The sequence below is a fragment of the Enterocloster lavalensis genome (assembly GCF_046603895.1).
In the GTDB taxonomy this organism is placed as follows: Bacteria; Bacillota; Clostridia; order Lachnospirales; family Lachnospiraceae; genus Enterocloster; species Enterocloster lavalensis.
Window position 1 is genome coordinate 2,415,018 of sequence record NZ_CP176637.1, and the last position, 16,423, is coordinate 2,431,440.

Here is a 16,423-nt window from a genome sequence, read left to right on the forward strand (position 1 = left end):
TTATCTTTTAAAGCAGCCGAGGGTCTGCTGCACCGGCAGACGCCACTTCACTTTACTGCTTTTTGAAATCCAATCCGTTTCGATCCGCCCATTCCTCAAAAACCTGGATATAAAGTTCCTCACACGCCTCTGTAAAATAATCATATAAATCCAGTTCACGAAGCTTCTGGCCTTGATTCTGCAATCATAATTGTCAGGGCCACCAATGTATGGTCAGCAATCACCTTTTCCCATCCCGAAATAGCGCCTGATTCCTATCCATAAAATATAAGAAAATAGCAGCAGCAATTCTTTTATTCCCATGTTTAAACCGAAATCAAATGGCCGAATTGTTTGAGCGTGATGTAAAAACAATTGGAAAACATATTAATAATGCTTTGAAAGAGGAACTGCAGGATCAGGCCTCAACTGTCGCAAATTTTGCGATAGTTCAAAAAGAAGGGGAAAGAATCGTAGTACGGCAGGTTGCTCACTATAATTTGGATGTTATTATTTCTGTAGGATATCGAGTAAAGTCCAAACATGGCATACGGTGTCTTGTTCTGGCGTTATAGGGACTTCTAACGCGATATTGCCGTCAGTGAACAAAACAATTTCCTTTATAGTACAAAAAAGCACATCATACTTAAATATTAAGTCAAGACCACCGGCTTAGCCGGTGGCTTGTTCTGCCCCTATAAGGGGCTGTTACCTGCTTGCGCCCGGAAGGCGCACTGAAAAGTCTGCCAGCTGCACCACATTCTCAGCTGCCCTTAAAAGGGCATATTCAGTGCTTCCTTACTCCGGCTTTGCCCCAAAAGGGGCTTGCTGGTTTGCTTTGACTCCCTACTGACTCTTAAGAGTCCTACTTCTTGTTTTTCTTCACCGGCTCACCCGTAAACGGGTCTATGTACTCTACTAACGACATCTGGTCATATTCCAAGTCCTCTTTTATCTGATTTTGGATGTATGCCTTTATTGCCGCCGTATTCTTTCCTACTGTGTCCACGTAATATCCACGGCACCAGAAATGACGGTTTCCGTACTTATACTTTAGGTTCGCATGCTTCTCGAATATCATGAGTGAACTTTTTCCTTTGAGATATCCCACCACCTCTGATACTGAATATTTGGGTGGAATGCTTACCAGCATATGAATATGATCTGGCATGCATTGTGCCTCGATTATCTCGATTCCTTTTCTTCGGCATAATGTCCCAAGGATTTGTCCTACATCTGCCTTGATATCTTTATAGATTACCTGTCTACGATATTTTGGTGCAAAAACCAGATGATACTTGCAATCCCATTTTGTGTGCGCTAAACTATTATTGTCCATTTTGGACCTCCTGTGCTTTTTATTTGTGGTTTGCAGACCTACATCTAGTTTAGCACAGGAGTTGCTTTTATCTGAAGATATTCCCTCCACCTGCAGAGCAGGTGGTTTATTTTTACTGTGACACAATAAAGGGGGTGTCGCAAAATCATCAAAATAGATGATTTTGCACACCCTCTGTATCATGACTATTTTTATATTTTCCCGGTCCGTCCGGCGCTCAGGTCTCGGGCCTCAATCAACCGCAGCTTCTCCCCCCGTCTCAGCCGCTTGATCGCATATTCCCTGCGCATCGCTTCCTCCTTGGTGTCAAAGGCTTCCCAGTAGGATAACACAACGGGCCGGCGCGCCTTGGTATACTTGGCGCCCCGGCCTTCATTATGGGCTTTCACCCTCTGCTCCAGATGGTTTGTCCAACCGCAGTAGAGCGTTCCGTCCGCACATGTCAATATATAGGTGTAGTTGCTTTTTTCTTCCATAATCTGTAAATCTAATCCCGTGCTGCGGTGGCGTGCTATGTAAACGGCAACGACATCCATAACCTGTCATCGCCGCCCGGAGATAAAGCGCCCCGTAATCTATTTAAAGCACCAGCTGGATGCGCACCGCATTACCATTTGATGATGCCGACTGCAGTCTCTAATATAGTATATCATAAATCCCGGAAAATGTGCATGAGGCGCGCATTTACCATTTTTTAAACGTTTGGCGGGACGGGCGGGTGCCTTAAAACCTGCCGCCTCCGCCTCCGTGGCTCCTGCCGCTGCTGGAGGTATGGGTGGTGCTGCGGCCGCCTCCGCCCGCTCTGCCACCGGATGAGGTGGAAATCCGGGTGTGGGTGGTAAACTGCTTGACCAGAATGTCCTGTATATTGTTCATACAGAAATTTGCGCCCGCCCGGTAGGCCATCAGACCATTCTCCTTCTGGCGGCGGCTGGGCTTCATGGAATACTGGCGCATCACGCCCAGACAGGCCGAGAGCGCCACACCGGCGGCCACCGCTACGGCAAAGAGCGCCTCGTACCAGCGGATACTGTGGTATCGGCTGATCCTGCCGGTTTCCGAGTCGTAATTGTACTGCCCTGACACAATGCCCTTGTCCACATAATAGGACGCGTCGCGCATAAACTGCTGTGCCGCTCCCACATAGTCCTGATCCTTGAGAAAGCTCACCACATTGGCCTTCATGGTGTCGATGCGTTTGTCCGTGAGAATCCGGATCATGACTCCGGTGGTGGAGATCCAATAATCCCCGGTGACGGAGCCCGGCCGGTCCAGATAGATCAGAAACAGAACGCCGTCCGCATCCGATCCCTCCCCGAAACCGCCGTAATCGTAAAAATCGTCGGCATATTCCATCGCGGTATGCCTGCCGTCGTTGAAGGCCGTCACCACCACCAGATCAACTCCCATCTCATCCCGGTAGCTGGCCGCCATCTCTTCCAGATGAGCCCGTTCCCTTGCGTCGAACAGCCCCGCGCTGTCGAATATACGCTCCTCCGGAACCTCTTCTACAATCTTGTTTCCCGCACCGTAAACTACGGCCGGACCGGCCACCATCGGCATGACCGGCGCAGCCAGAAGCGCCAGCACAATGCACATCATCAGAGCCGCGCAGGAAATAAGGCGCCTTTTTATTCTGCCATTTTTCGTCCCGTTTATCCCTGTCATATTATGTACCCCAAAATCAGTAGAATAATCAGCAGCGGCAAAAAGATGGATGCAAATAAAATCATCAGCTTGCCCTTGTCCACTGGCAGCTCGCCGCAGACCTTTCCAGTCTGGCCGTTCATGGCAAAATAATAAATTTTGCCGCCCTGGCGCTCCTTGTAGGTGAGGGTCCACACCGGCAGCAGCGCGTACTGCCAGAAACCTTCGGAGATCTCCGCCCTCTGGTTGGTGATCTGGACCCGGTCGTAAGCGGTTCCCTGGCTCTTCAACCCGGAGACGGCGAAATCCCGTACCTCCTGGGATACCTCGGTCTCAAAGGTATTTCGCTCCATATCCCGGTTCTCAGCCATAAATCCGGAGAGATAACCCATGGAAAACCGCTGCATCTCCCCCATCTCAAAGGGCTGGACACCGTCCACCAGGCGGCGGTTGGCCTTTTTTAAGGCATTGCGCGCCACATTGTTCACTTCCACCGTTCCCTGGCGGGCGATATCGTAAATTTTAGTTTCCGTATAACGCAGATTTCCCGCCGTCCAGACCCGCAGCTTGGTCCCCTGTCCCTGCACCGACCCGTCTACCTTGCAGCTGAACAGCCAGTATGGGAAATACACGCCCGTCATGGTCTCGATCTGCTTGGGAGAGTAAAATTCCCTGGGCACGAACTTCTTTTTCGCAATCCACTGGGAAAATACCTCCTGCGCCCGTTTCCGGTCGATTTGGAACGGGATCGCGAAATCCGGCTGATAGGTACCCGTCAGCCTGCCGGACAGTACCACCGGATTGTGGCAGTAGTAACAGAAGGTAGCCGCCGTGGTGGCGTCCGTCACGATCTCCGCACCGCAGCTGGGGCAGGTGTAGAGCATCGCTTCGCCCTGGTTAGCCGTATCCTGCGCGTATCCGTCTGAATCCGCCCCCGGTTCCCAGACAGCTCCGCCGGAAAATGCGTCCGCGGCCCCGGGGGCAGCGTCTCCTGCTCCAGCGCTCCCGGCCATCGCTCCTCCAGCCCCAGCGCTCCCGGCCATCCCTCCTCCGGTCCCAGCGCTCCCAGCCATCGCTCCTCCGGCCCCAGCACTCCCAGCCATCGCTCCTCCGGCCACGGCACCTCCAGCTATCGCACCTCCAGCACCGGCCATCGCTCCTCCGGCCATCGCACTCCCGGCCCCAGCTCCTCCGCCCAACGCCCCCTCGGCCTCCATCCCCGTCGGTACGGCCGTATCCGATGCCGACGCGGGTGCCAGGGCGTCCAGCTCCTCCTGGGAGAAGCTGGACTGGCAGTATTCGCAGTGATATTTCTGGGTGGACGGGTCAAACAGCAGCCCGCCGTCGCAGTTCGGGCATTTATAGGTAATTGTCGCCATGTTCGAATTGTCCCCCTGTGTCTGTTATGACCTGGGCTTTCCGCACTCGCTGCAGAATTTCCCTGTATTCTGGGTACCGCAGCTGCAGACCCAAGACTCGCTCACCGGGCGCGGGCTGCCGCACTCGCTGCAGAACTTGCCGTGATTTTCATTCTGACAGCGCGGGCAGATCCATCCTGCTGGATGAGACTCCGCCTGAGCCCCGGCCTGGCCGGGTACCGGCTGTCCCTGGCCCGCCTCCGGCGCACCGCCCTCTCCCGGCATCCCGGCCCCAGGCGCTCCGGCCATCCCAGCCCCAGCCGCTCCGGCCATCCCGGCTCCAGCCGCCCCTGGCATCCCGGCGTTTCCAGTTGCTCCGGCCATCCCCGGCCCGTACGGCATCCCGGCCGCTCCGGCCGCTCCCGGCATCCCCTGCCCATAAGGCATCCCTGCCGCGCCCTGCCACTGTCCGCCGGGCATCTGGTTCATCTGCATCTGGGCCATGTTGGTATTGGAAGCCGCCCCCATGAAGCTGCCGGAGGACTGCATTCCCATCCCCATGCCCATAAAGCCCGCCAGCGCGCCGTTGGCGTTTCCGCCGGCGTTCTTTAAGCCCTCGGCGATGGTGCTCTGCACATAACCCTCGCGCACCAGGGGATCGCCCATCATGGCGCCCTTGTTGCGCAGATTGATCAGCTTCTGGGACTCCTCGTCGTAGGAGATGCTGGCGATTCCCACCGCCTGGATCTCCATACCGCGCAGTTTGTTCCACTCCTCGTCCAGGGTGTCAGACATATAGCGGCCCAGCTCCCGGCTCTTGGAGGTCACAAAGGAAATTCTGGTGCCGTCCGCAGCCATCTGGTTGATGGAGGTCTGCAACGCCTCCAGGAACTCGGACAGGTACTGGGAATTGATGCTCTCGATCTCCACCCGGTCCGCGTTCTTCGGAATAACCTCGGCATAGAATTTAAGGGGATCCGTCACCTTGATGGAATAGGTGCCGTGGGCCCGCAAAAACAACTCCGCGTTGTAAAAATTGTCAAAATAGTTAACCGGGTTGCGGGTGCCGAACTTGATGCCCTTAATCTCCTGAAGGTTCACATAAAATACCTTCTGAACCCCGGGTGTGATTCCGCCGAAGCGCACGCGGTTGAAGGACTCGGCCAGCGCCTCCCCGAACTGCCCGTTAAACAGCGATGGCAGGGAAGAATTGTTCACCGTGTAATACCCTTCCTCCGCGGTGTAGTCCACCACCTTGCCGCCGTCCACCAGCATCATAAACTGGTTGGGGTACACGTGGATCACAGAGCCGTTGGTCACGGTATCGCTGCTCCCCTTCACGTTGGAGCCGCGCCCCTGTCTCACCTGCACGCCCCGCACAAACACGGTCTGGTCGCCCATGTCATCGGGTTCCACCACCTCCAGCCACTGATCGCCAAAGGCTCCCCCAATCGCCGACTTTACTGATTTGATAATTCCCATAATCTATATTCCCCTTTCTTTCTGAATCATCCTTTTCACTCTGCCCGTCCCGCTCAACCGCGTTTTTTCCGCCTGCGCCGGATCGGGTTCACAAACCATATAGCTAAGGCCAACAGGCAGGCGGCCACCGCCAGCTGCAGCACGATGCTGATCAGCACCCAGTTCTCCATCACCCAGCCCTTCTGAACGATCCCAAAGGCCTTGCACAGCTTGTCGACGCCGCTTCCGCTGCCCGCCTGCCCGCTGATAATGGCGTAAAATGTGGCTGCCGGGTTCATCAGCAGCAGATAGACAAAATTCCCGGACGTGGGCTGCTGCTGCGCCCTGCCGATGCCGTAGGTGATAGCGTAGCTGTTAATCCGGCCGGCGGAAAGTCCCAGCACAAACCGGTTGACAAAGTAGGTTCCCCCCACAATGCTCACCAGCACCCCGTAGGTCAGCACGGTGGACAGTGTGGAGCGCTTGAAGGCCGAGGAAAAACAGATCCCCAGGCTGCCCGCAAACAGCGCCACCGCCGTATAACAGAGAAGCAGGGCCACCACATCTATGGGGGTGATCCCGCCGAATACAAACACCATCATAATCGCCGGAAAGCTGGAGATAATCAGCAGAAGCAGCGTGCTGAGGGCGCTCATCAGCTTCCCGTTCACAATCTGCGCCGGCGTCATCTGGGTGGTCAGCATGAGCTCCAAAGTCTGGCGCTCCCGCTCGCCGCTGATGCTGGAAGCCGTCACCGCCGGCACGATGAAGGTCAGCAGTATAAACTCAATGGTGGCGACGAACTCGTACATCTCCATAAAACTGCTGTACTGGATGGTTGCCGTGGCCTTGACCTGGGAAACCACCGAGTACATGTTCATCAGCGCTACCGCGCAGAGGATGCCGTTAAACACCGTCAGGATCAGCGGCAGGCGCAGGCTTCGGGAATTGACCCGGGTTTCCCGCTTATAAACCGGATTCTGCTTCATAAGATAACACCGACCTCTCTTCCTCCCGCTCCGTCAGCTGCATAAAGACGGATTCCAGGCTTCCTGTCTCGCGGACGAAACCGTTGACCAGCACCTCCGCGTCGATCAGCTGCTGCAGCAGCATGGCCTCGTCCTGCTTGTCACCCATAAACCGGACGCAGATTTCATTTTCCCGCAGGGAAATGGTCTGCACGCAGGGGTGGCTTTTCAGCACGTTTAACGCCTGCTCCCGGTTGCTGTAAACCGAAATCACCAGGGGATTGGAGGCGTTCACCCGGGTCAAAATATCCTGGATATTGCCCTCCAGCACCAGCCTTCCCTGGTCCAGTATCCCGATATCCGTGCAGAGCTCCGACAGCTCGGAGAGCACATGGGAGCTGATAAAAATCGTCCGCCCGGACTCCTGTAAATCTTTTAAAATCTCCTTGAATTCGAACCGCGTCCTTGGATCCAGGCCCGAGGTGGGCTCGTCGAGGATGAGGATTTCCGGATCGTGGATCAACGCCCGGGCCAGGCACAGCCGCTGCTTCATTCCCCGGGACAGTCCGTCCACGTAGAAATCCAGCCGGTCCTCCAACCCCACCTGTTCCAGCAGGGCCGTATACCGCTTGCGCGCCACCAGCCCGTCCATGTTGTAGCAGGAGGCGAAAAATTCCATATACTCGGACACAGTCAGATTGTCGTAAACGCCGAAGAAATCCGGCACATACCCGATCATTTTCTTAAGCCTGGCCGGGGAGGCAAGGCCGTCCTCCCCGCCGATCATCACGCTCCCGCCGTCCGCGCCCAGAAGTCCGGCCATGATCTTGATGGTGGTGGTCTTTCCCGCGCCGTTGGGGCCCACGAAGCCGTACAGAGCGCCGTCACGGACCGTCATATTTAAGCCGTTCAGGGCATGGTATTTTCCGTAAACCTTGTGCAGATCCCTGATCTCCAGCATCACTTGTTCCTCCCTATCACCGTCAGAATGGGCAGTATGATGTTCCAGCTGTAATCCTCCGGGTTGGTGTACACATATTTCACCGTCAGCGTGTTGCCCGGGGACAGATACGGTTCCAGCGCATCCCGGCCGTATTCCTCCACACTGATGTCCATGGGGTCGTAATTGCCGGTATCATAGTTGTAGAAATAGATATTTCCCACAAAGGGAACCGTGTAATTGTAGCGCAAGCTCTGGATCACCTTGTCGGACAGCTGGTGGAAATCCACCCGCTCCACCTCGGTGTCGTTGCCCAGATAATACTCCAGAATCAGAGGCGTCACGCCATACATCGTGTTGCTCCTGGCGTAATACTCGCCGCTGAGCACATTCGGATTCTTCTGCAGCCCGGAGCGGTAAACCAGTCCGTCCTGCTCATAATCCACCTTCACCGAGGAGGTGATCAGCGTGGAACCGTAGGTCTCATAGCCCTTCTTTGCCAAAAATCCGCCGCCCTGCTGGTTCTGGCTGAATCCCACCACACGTGCCTCGGAGTGGTAGCCGGTCAGATAATTTCCAATATAGAAGGTCAGCAGGTTGGTGCGCTCCAGAGCGTGCACGTACTCGGCGTCGTTTAAATCTCCCTCCCGGTACCGGGAGGCGCCGGTGATCTGCTCCGCCATGGGATAGCCGAAGTTCATGACGCCGAACACCACCTCGCGGTTGTCCAGCTCCACCGTCTCGCCCGCCTCCATGTGGCCCACCATCACCATCTGATTGTACATCAGAACCGCCACGTCGTCCACCGGGTGATTGTAGCCGTTGGTCAGCGTCCCGGAGACCGTCCCGTCAAAACAGTGAATCTCCCCGGTGAACCCCGCATTGCCGGTATTCTCGGTCTTGCGCTCCATCTGGAAATACAGCGGGACAAAAGCCCCAACGTTCCTGGCGCTGACCCGGGTGGCGGTCTGGTCGAACCGCAGGTTCACATCCGGCTCCTCGGCGCCGGTGAATTTGGGCATCTGCATATTTCCATAGTACGTGTCGTAGTAGGCGCTGCGCGTAATGGGCTGCACCATGTACGAGGGGTCCAGCTCCACGGAGTAGGGCTTGTTGTACGGAGCCTGCATATTGATAAAGGTGGTCTCCACAATGTTGTCCTCATCCATGTCCTTGATGGTGGCGTAGGTGAAAAACGGACCGTTAAACCGGGTGGTAACGCCCATGAAATACACCATACCCGTACAGCACAGGGCCAGCAGAATCACCGCCCGCGGATAATACCTGCGCAGCCCCCGCTGCTTTAAGAAGAAGTACAGGCCCGGACCCACCAGGGCCACATAAGCCAGCGCCGCCATGGTGTAAAGCCCCACCTTGGGCAGCCGGTTGATATCCCCCGTGTTGATCAGGCTCTGAACCGACCAGTATTGGCTGGAGTTGGTGCCGTCCGAGGAGCTGACCAGATAGTTGATCCGGTCCTCCCCCAGAAGGGAGGAAAATAAATTGTCCACGTAGGAGACATTTTCCTGGCAGAAGGCCTCAATGTCCACAAAATCGTAGATGGCAGCGCCCACCAGCCCGTTGTCCACCGTGACGGAGGTCAGCACCGACAGCTCGTCGCTGGAGAGCACCTCGCTGGCTCCCAGCATGTAGACGTCCGTGCATTTCAGGGGAATGGTCGCCCCCTTGGGGCTGTCCTTGGCAAACTCCACTCCCATGTTGATCTCCTGCAGATCCGCCATGGGCAGGGGAGCCAGCAGCAGGTCGTCGCCGAAGGCCCGCATCACGTCCTCCGCCCGCTCTCCGGTTCCCAGAAGCAGCACGCCGCCCTTGGACACCCACTCCCACACCGCCTTCACCTGGTCGCCGCTCAGGGTCCCGGTGTCAAAATTGGAGATCAGCAGCACATCCAGCTGATCCAGCTCCATCTCCTGGGAGGGCAGGGTCCGCGCGGACATTTCAATGGTCCGGGTGCGCAGAGTGCTGTAGTTGACGCCCACTCCGTTTAAATACTGAAGGCGGTCCGGCGTGTCGCTCAAAATGCCCACAAACAGCTCCGCGGTCTCCATGCTCACGTTCAGCTTCAGGCGCTTGCTGGCCGCCTCCCGGCCCTCCTGGTCCATAACCTTCACATACATCTGGTCGATGCGGGCGCCCAGGGAAATACTCATGTCCTTGGCAAAGCTCTCCCCCGCCTCCAGGTTAAGCGGATACTCATAGCGGTAAAGCTCATAGTCCGATTCCATGGTAAACACAGAGAGCGTGCCCGAAAATGGAGCGCCGCCCGGGTTTTCAATGCGGATTTTTAAGGGGAGGTAGCGCCCGCTCTTGGCGGTTCCCTGATATCCGTAAACCACATCCAGTTGAAGCTGCCCTCCGTCCAGGCCCTCCGCTCCGCCGGCAGTCTGCGCCACAGCCGGAAACGCGGCCAGGATGCACAAAAGCAGGCCAGCCAGAATACCGGCGGCCCGGATGCGTCTTCCCTGCGACAATATCCGAATTCTTCCCATCATTTCCTGTTCTCCCATAACGCGATTAGCTGAATGCGTCCGGGACGCTTCCTCGCATCCCCGGAGCAACAATCAGCTAATCGTCCCAAAATTCTCTTTATTTACATCAAAATGCACCTGCAACTTCACCGTGAACACGGTTCCGTTCAGATCGCTGGTCACGCCGATGGTTCCGCCGTGCATGTCCACGATCTCCTTGGCAATGGCAAGCCCCAGCCCCGTGCCTCCGGTGCTGCTGGACCTGGACCGCTCCACGCGGTAAAACTTGTTGAAGATGAGAGGCAGCTCATCCGGCGGGATCACATACCCGTAGTTTGTCACAGAGACCGTCACCACTTCCTCTCCGGCAAAGATCTGAACCAGCACCCGCTTTCCGTCCGCGCCGTACTTGATTGCGTTTCCGATCAGGTTGTCGAACAGCCTGGCCAGCAGATTCCCGTCCGCGGAAATCATCTTCGCCGGAACGTTGCTCTGCAAGTCGTAGGACAGGTTCTTCTCCGCAAAGTTGGGGTAAGCCTCCTCCAGAAGCTGTCCCAGGAGCTTCACAAGATCCAGCTGGGCCACGTGCATGGACATCTTGCCGTAGTTGAGCTTGGTGAAGCCGAACAGGTCCTCGATCAGCTTCTCCAGGCGTTTGGACTTACCGTAGGCGATCTCTATGTATTTGTGCTGCATCTCCGGGTCGATCCTGGTATTCCCGGCCAGCAGCTCCAGATATCCGATAATGGACGTCAGCGGGGTTCTCAGGTCGTGGGCCACGTTGGTGATCAGCTCATTCTTGGTGCGCTCGCTCTCCCGCTCCTTTTCCATCAGCTGGCGGATGTCCTCGGCCATCTTGTTTAAATTGGCCGCCATGCTGGAGAACTCGTCGTCCCCGATCACGTCGATGGTGGTGTTCAAATCCCCCTCGGAAATGTTCTGAATGGCATCCGAGATGTGGCTGATGTAGCGGATGGAGGGCTCCTGCAAAAGCAGGAAGGTCACGGAGAAGAGCAGGATTCCGCTCACCACGTAGACCAGCACCACCGCCGCGTTCATGGAAAGGAGCAGCTCCGCCAAGCGGTTCAGCTTCCCGGCGTCCTCCATGTAGCGGGCGATCATCGTCATGTTCGCCACCACGAACACTTCCACCAGACAGGTGATGATCGCGCTGTAAACGATATTGGTCACCACACGGGTGTGGTAACGCCTGCTCATATCACTTTTCAATTTTGTATCCTACTCCCCACACTGTCGTAATGATTTTGCTCTGTCTGGTGTCCTCCTTCAGCTTGCCTCTCAGCCTTCTGATATGTACCATAACGGTATTGTTCGCCTCGTAGACCTTCTCGTTCCAAACCTTCTCGAAGATCTCGTCCGTGCTGAACACCCTGCCGGGGTTGGAGGCCAGGAGATAGAGAATGTCGAACTCGATGGGGGTGAGCTTGATCTCCTCGTCGTCCACGATCACCTTGTGGTTGTCCTTGTTGATCACCATACCCTTGATGGTGATCTCGTTGTTGGCCTGCTCTCTGGAACCGCTGTTGGGGTTTAGCTGGGTGTAGCGGCGCAGCTGGGACTTCACCCGGGCGGTCAGCTCCAGGGGGTTGAAGGGCTTCACCACGTAATCGTCGGCCCCGGTCCCCAGGCCCAGGATCTTATCTAAGTCCGTGGACTTGGCGCTGAGCATGATAATCGGGATGTTGTTGTTCTCCCGGATCTTCTTGCACATCTCAAGGCCGTTCATACCCGGCATCATGATGTCAAGCAGCACCAGGTGGATCTCCTCCTTCTCCAGAATCTCCAGACCTCTGGCCGCGTTCTCAGCCTTGAATACTTTATAGCCATCGCTCACCAGATAGATTTCAATCAGATCCGCGATTTCTTTCTCGTCGTCAACTACCAGAATGTTAATATCGGGCATGTCGCTCCTCCTCTTATGTTAAATGTTATATTCACATTAATTAACATTCTATCACAAGATGCTGTGATTTTCCTTACTTTTTTCATGAGAAATAGTGGGAAATTCTGTTACGGCGGGAAAAAACAGGCCCTCCCGGAGCCCCTGCCCCGGCGGCCCGTTCCATTCACGAAAAAATCCGGAAATAAAATCCCGGATTTCCCTTTATTTTCCAAATATACTATTTAATGCCGGACGTCACAAAACTGGACACGAACTGCTTCTGGAAAATGCAGAACATGACGAACAGCGGGAACATGACCAGCAGAGTGGCCGAAGTCACCAGGGCCCACATGGGGCCGGAATCGTTGGCTTTGGCGAAAAGGACCAGCCCCATGGTCAGGGGGCGCTTCTCCGGCGAGTTGATCACGATCATGGGCCAGAGAAAGTTGTTCCAGTGGGTGCTGATGGAGCAGATGGCAAAGGAAATGTAAGCCGCCTTGCTGCACGGAATAAAAATGTAGCGCAGGGTCTGCAGCACTGTGGCCCCGTCCATGCGGGCCGCGTCCACGATGGCGGAGGGCACGCTCTTAAACGCCTGCCGCAGCAGCAACAGGCCCATGGAGGACGCGAAATAGGGCACCATGACGCCCAGGCGGGAGTCGATTAAGTTCACGGCCTTCAAGGTCTGGTAGTTGGGCAGAATCAGGATATCGGCGGGGATGATGATCTGCATCATGATCAGGGCCATGGCCAGTCCCTTCCCTGCGAAATCCACCCGCGCCAGGGCGTAGGCTCCCAGGGTGACGGTGATGAGCTGTACCCCCAGGATGCCGAACACGATGATTACCGTGTTCAGGCCGTATTTTACAAAGGGCGCCGCGCCGAACACCTCGCGGATGTTGTCCAACGTGAAGCTGGGTGTCAGCGAAAAGCCGGTGGCCAGGTTGCTGGGCCGAAACGCCGTGACCACAGCCCACAAAAGCGGGAACGCCCAGAGAAAGCAGAGGGCCGCCAGAAGTATATATTTGATGGGGCTCATTTTCGTTTTCATAGAGGCCTCCTTAGTTTTCGTAGTACGCGCGCTTGTCCATGGTGGTGAACTGCACCAGGGCGACCACCATCATAAAGCCCAGCATGCAGATGGTCAGCACGGACGCCTGCCCCGTATCCCAGTAGGAGAAGGCGGTCTGGTAGATGTGGTTCATCAGCAGGTTAGTGCTGTTGTTGGGTCCGCCCTTGGTGGTCATGACCATGATCAGGTCCACCATCTTGAAGGCGTCCGCCATAGTGATGGTCAGCACGAACAGGGTGGTGGGCTGCACCAGGGGGATGGTGATCTTGCGCATGATATCCCACCCGGAAGCGCCATCCAGATGTGCTGCCTCGTAATACTCCTGAGAAATGTTCTGAAGGCCGGAGATGTAGAAAATCATCATGTAGCTGGCCTCCCGCCACAGGTAAACGGCCATGATGGCGTACAGGGCGGTTTTGGGATTGTTGAGGAAATCCACCGGCTTCATGGAGAGGGCCTTCATCACATGGCTGATCACGCCGATATTGGGGGTGAACAGAAAGGTCCAGATGGTGGCGAAACCCACCACGGGGGCCACGTTGGGATAAAAGATCAGGGCTCTGGCCACGCCGATCCCCTTGATATTTTTGCTCACCAGGGTGGCCAGCAGAAAGCCGATCACCAGCCCCAGCGGGATCACGATCAGGGAGAATTTCAGGGTGTTTTTGATCACGATTGCAAACACCGGGTCCTTAAATACGTTGATATAATTCTTAAACCCGATAAATTCCGCGGGCATCTTGGCGTTGTTGCTGGTTTTCATAAAACTTTGGATCAGGGTGCGGATTACGGGGTAGACGGTAAATCCCACCAGGAAGATGAGCGACGGCAGCATGAGCAGCCAGCCCTGTACCGTCCATTTGGTTCTCATGGAAATTTTCTGTTTCATCAATCATTCACCTCTCGATACGTTTCGCCGGGCAGGGCCTTTAAGAGAACTCCCGGACAAGCCGCCAGGCCCTCCGGGAGTTCGAACTCGTGTTACTGGTAGGATTCCAACAGGGCTTCCACCTCTGTCTGGGCCTGCTTCATGGCCTCCTCAGGCGTCATAGCCCCGGTCATGGCTGCGTCAACTCCCTGCTTTAACGCCTGCAGGGCGCGCTGGTTGTTGTGCACGCGCAGCTCGCTGCACGCGTAGTCCAGCTGGTCCTTGGCGGTGGCTGCCTGAGGCACCTTGGCCAGGTAGTCCTTCATCCGGTCGGTGTCGTAAGCGCTCTTGCGGGTGGCCACGTAGCCGGTATCGATGCTCCACTGGGCCGCGCGCTCCGGCTCGGTGATCCAGCGGATGAACTTCCAGGCTGCTTCCTGCTTTTTCTCGTCGATATCCTTGAAAATGTACAGGTTTGCGCCGCCGGTAGCTGAACCGTACTGCTTGCCCGCGGGCAGGAACGCAGTTCCCACCTCAAAATCCGTGTTGTCCAGAATATTGGTCAGGCTTCCGCTGGAGGTGAAGGTGATGGAGGTGGCTCCGGCCATAAAGTTGGACGGACCGTCTCCCCACTTGATGGAGCCCTCGGGCATCACCTTGTCCACCTGCGTCAGATCCACCAGGTACTGCAGGGCCTCGGCGTTCTCCGGCGTGTCGAAATACACGCTCTTGCCGTCCTCCGCCATGATCTGGGACTGCGGGTCGTTGCTGTTCTGGCGGCAGAAGCCGTAGAACATGAAGGGATCGTCCATGGGGATCATCACGCCCCACCGGGAAACATTGCCGGAGGCGTCGGTCACGGTCAGCTTTTTCGCGTACTCCCGCAGCTCATCCCAGTTCGTCGGGGGCTTCTCCGGGTCCAGACCCGCTTCCTTAAACTGATCCTTGTTGTAGTACATGATGATGGTGCTTCTCTGGAAGGGAATGGAGTAGGTCTTTCCGTCATAGTAGGAATTCTTCATAAAGGCGGGGATGAAGTCGTCAATGTACTCCTGACCGCCGTCCTTGGCGATAAAGTCGTCTAACGGGATCACCGCATCCATATCCAGCAGGGAGTAGAGCTCCGGGTTGGGCAGGATGGCGAAATCCGGCGGCGTGCCTCCCTGAAGGGCGGATACCGTCTTGGTCATGGTCTCCGTGGAATTACCTGCAAACACAGGGTTTAACACGATGTTGGGGTTCTCCTTGGTAAACTCTGTCGCCAGATTCTCGATCAGCGTTGCCAAAGCTCCGCCCACGCCGATGGGATAGAAGAAGGTGAGCTCTATTTTCTCATCCTCCGCGGCCCGTCCTCCCTCTGCCGCCTGTCCCCCTTCCGCCGCTGCGGTGGTATTTCCCCCGGCAGCGGAACCGGAATCGGACTTAGCGCCGGACCCACAGCCTGCCAGCAACCCGGCTGTCATGGCTGCGGCCAGCATCATGCTGACTAAACGTTTCTTTCTCATACTGTTTCCTCTCTTCTCTCTTTATTTTGCAGGGCGTTCGCCCAAAACATGCTTCAGAACATCCTCCACGTCCTGCTGCACATCCCCGGCCGTGATGCCGTGGTTGTCGCCGTATTCCAGCGTCAGGTCCGCGGAAGGCGTATATGCGCGGTACAGGCGGAAAAATCGGTCGTAGTCGATCACGCCGTCCCGGATCCGGCGGTGGCTGTCATCGGTTCCATTGTTGTTGTGCAGGTGGTAGCCCGTGATGCGCCCGGCCAGACGGCTGATCACCGTCTCCATATCCCAGCCGGCCACCCCCAAGTGCCCCACGTCGATCAGACAGTCCGCGTCGGGAAACCGGTCGAACAGCCCGATGTACTCCTCCTGGTCAAACAGCGGAGTCCCCTTGACCGGAAGCGCCAGGTTCTCCAACAGCAGGCGCACGCCCCAGGGTTTGGCCAGGCGGGTCAGCTCGCCGATGTTTTCCAGGCACCGGGCCTGCAGGTCCATTTTCTGCTCCGGCCTCACAAAGCGCTCATGGTCGTGAAATACCATGTGCCCGCAGCCAAAGCGCTGCGCCAGAGCGAATGCCCGGCCGTAGGACGCGGTCAGCACGCCGTACTCCGCCGTGCCCGGCGCGCTGGTGGCCTCCACGTGGAGAAAGGGACCGTGAAGGGCCAGCGGCAGTTTCCCCGCCCACTCTCCGATTCGTTCCATCCGCTCCATGTACGCCTCCGAGTAGGTGTGGATAAAAAACTCGATTCCCACCCGCCCGCCAAAGGGCCTTGTCATCTCAAGTAACAGCTCCGTATGGTCAAGTCCCTTGTCCAGCCCTGCCACCAGGTTGCTGATGTATACGGTCATGTTTCCGTCCCTCCCCTGCCTGATTCTGAAATCATTATAGAATCTACC

General features: G+C 56.4%; 15 protein-coding genes. 1 reads left to right on the plus strand and 14 read right to left on the minus strand.

Annotated elements, in window-relative coordinates; genetic code table 11:
- Positions 1-320 precede the first annotated feature (320 nt).
- Positions 321-554, plus strand: a complete 234-nt coding sequence (gene rhuM / locus ACK2JC_RS10760) for a RhuM family protein (protein WP_276854426.1) — start codon at positions 321-323, stop codon at positions 552-554.
- Positions 555-844: 290 nt separating this feature from the next.
- Here the strand turns inward: rhuM and tnpA are convergent, their stop codons facing one another.
- The 14 genes from tnpA to ACK2JC_RS10830 form a co-directional block, all read right to left on the minus strand.
- Positions 845-1,318 carry an IS200/IS605 family transposase gene (gene tnpA / locus ACK2JC_RS10765; RefSeq protein WP_048931400.1) on the minus strand — a complete coding sequence of 158 codons (474 nt, stop codon included), beginning with the start codon at positions 1,316-1,318 and terminating at the stop codon, positions 845-847.
- 191 nt (positions 1,319-1,509) lie between these two features.
- Positions 1,510-1,794: a GIY-YIG nuclease family protein gene (locus ACK2JC_RS10770; protein WP_092371045.1), complete on the minus strand. Its 285-nt coding sequence runs from the start codon at positions 1,792-1,794 to the stop codon at positions 1,510-1,512.
- Between the two features lie 247 nt (positions 1,795-2,041).
- Complete coding sequence (locus tag ACK2JC_RS10775) at positions 2,042-2,986, minus strand: TPM domain-containing protein (RefSeq protein WP_320937983.1); 945 nt, start codon at positions 2,984-2,986, stop codon at positions 2,042-2,044.
- Positions 2,983-4,344, minus strand: coding sequence for a TFIIB-type zinc ribbon-containing protein (locus ACK2JC_RS10780; protein WP_320937984.1), 1,362 nt, complete (start codon positions 4,342-4,344; stop codon positions 2,983-2,985). Before ACK2JC_RS10780 ends, ACK2JC_RS10775 begins: the two co-directional genes overlap by 4 nt.
- Before the next feature lie 24 nt (positions 4,345-4,368).
- Entirely contained in the window at positions 4,369-5,805 is a 1,437-nt protein-coding gene (locus tag ACK2JC_RS10785) for an SPFH domain-containing protein (protein ID WP_368272150.1), read from the minus strand.
- Between the two features lie 53 nt (positions 5,806-5,858).
- Positions 5,859-6,773, minus strand: coding sequence for an ABC transporter permease (locus tag ACK2JC_RS10790; protein WP_092371018.1), 915 nt, complete (start codon positions 6,771-6,773; stop codon positions 5,859-5,861).
- Positions 6,751-7,713 (minus strand): ABC transporter ATP-binding protein, encoded by a 963-nt coding sequence (locus tag ACK2JC_RS10795; RefSeq protein WP_092371021.1) that lies wholly within the window; start codon positions 7,711-7,713, stop codon positions 6,751-6,753. Before ACK2JC_RS10795 ends, ACK2JC_RS10790 begins: the two co-directional genes overlap by 23 nt.
- On the minus strand, positions 7,713-10,205 hold the full coding sequence (locus ACK2JC_RS10800; protein ID WP_320937986.1) for a hypothetical protein: 2,493 nt from the start codon (positions 10,203-10,205) through the stop codon (positions 7,713-7,715). The genes ACK2JC_RS10795 and ACK2JC_RS10800 overlap by 1 nt, the downstream gene beginning before the upstream one ends.
- 69 nt (positions 10,206-10,274) lie before the next feature.
- Positions 10,275-11,411, minus strand: a complete 1,137-nt coding sequence (locus ACK2JC_RS10805) for a sensor histidine kinase (protein ID WP_092371027.1) — start codon at positions 11,409-11,411, stop codon at positions 10,275-10,277.
- Positions 11,401-12,105, minus strand: coding sequence for a response regulator transcription factor (locus ACK2JC_RS10810; protein ID WP_007719187.1), 705 nt, complete (start codon positions 12,103-12,105; stop codon positions 11,401-11,403). Before ACK2JC_RS10810 ends, ACK2JC_RS10805 begins: the two co-directional genes overlap by 11 nt.
- A 217-nt stretch (positions 12,106-12,322) precedes the next feature.
- Positions 12,323-13,135 (minus strand): carbohydrate ABC transporter permease, encoded by an 813-nt coding sequence (locus tag ACK2JC_RS10815; protein ID WP_092371030.1) that lies wholly within the window; start codon positions 13,133-13,135, stop codon positions 12,323-12,325.
- 10 nt (positions 13,136-13,145) lie between these two features.
- Entirely contained in the window at positions 13,146-14,045 is a 900-nt protein-coding gene (locus ACK2JC_RS10820) for a carbohydrate ABC transporter permease (protein WP_092371033.1), read from the minus strand.
- 92 nt (positions 14,046-14,137) lie between these two features.
- A complete protein-coding gene (locus tag ACK2JC_RS10825; RefSeq protein WP_411338488.1) occupies positions 14,138-15,529 on the minus strand; it encodes an ABC transporter substrate-binding protein in 1,392 nt (463 codons plus the stop codon).
- Positions 15,530-15,550: 21 nt separating this feature from the next.
- A complete protein-coding gene (locus ACK2JC_RS10830) occupies positions 15,551-16,375 on the minus strand; it encodes a sugar phosphate isomerase/epimerase (RefSeq protein WP_320937988.1) in 825 nt (274 codons plus the stop codon).
- Between the last annotated feature and the right edge of the window lie 48 nt (positions 16,376-16,423).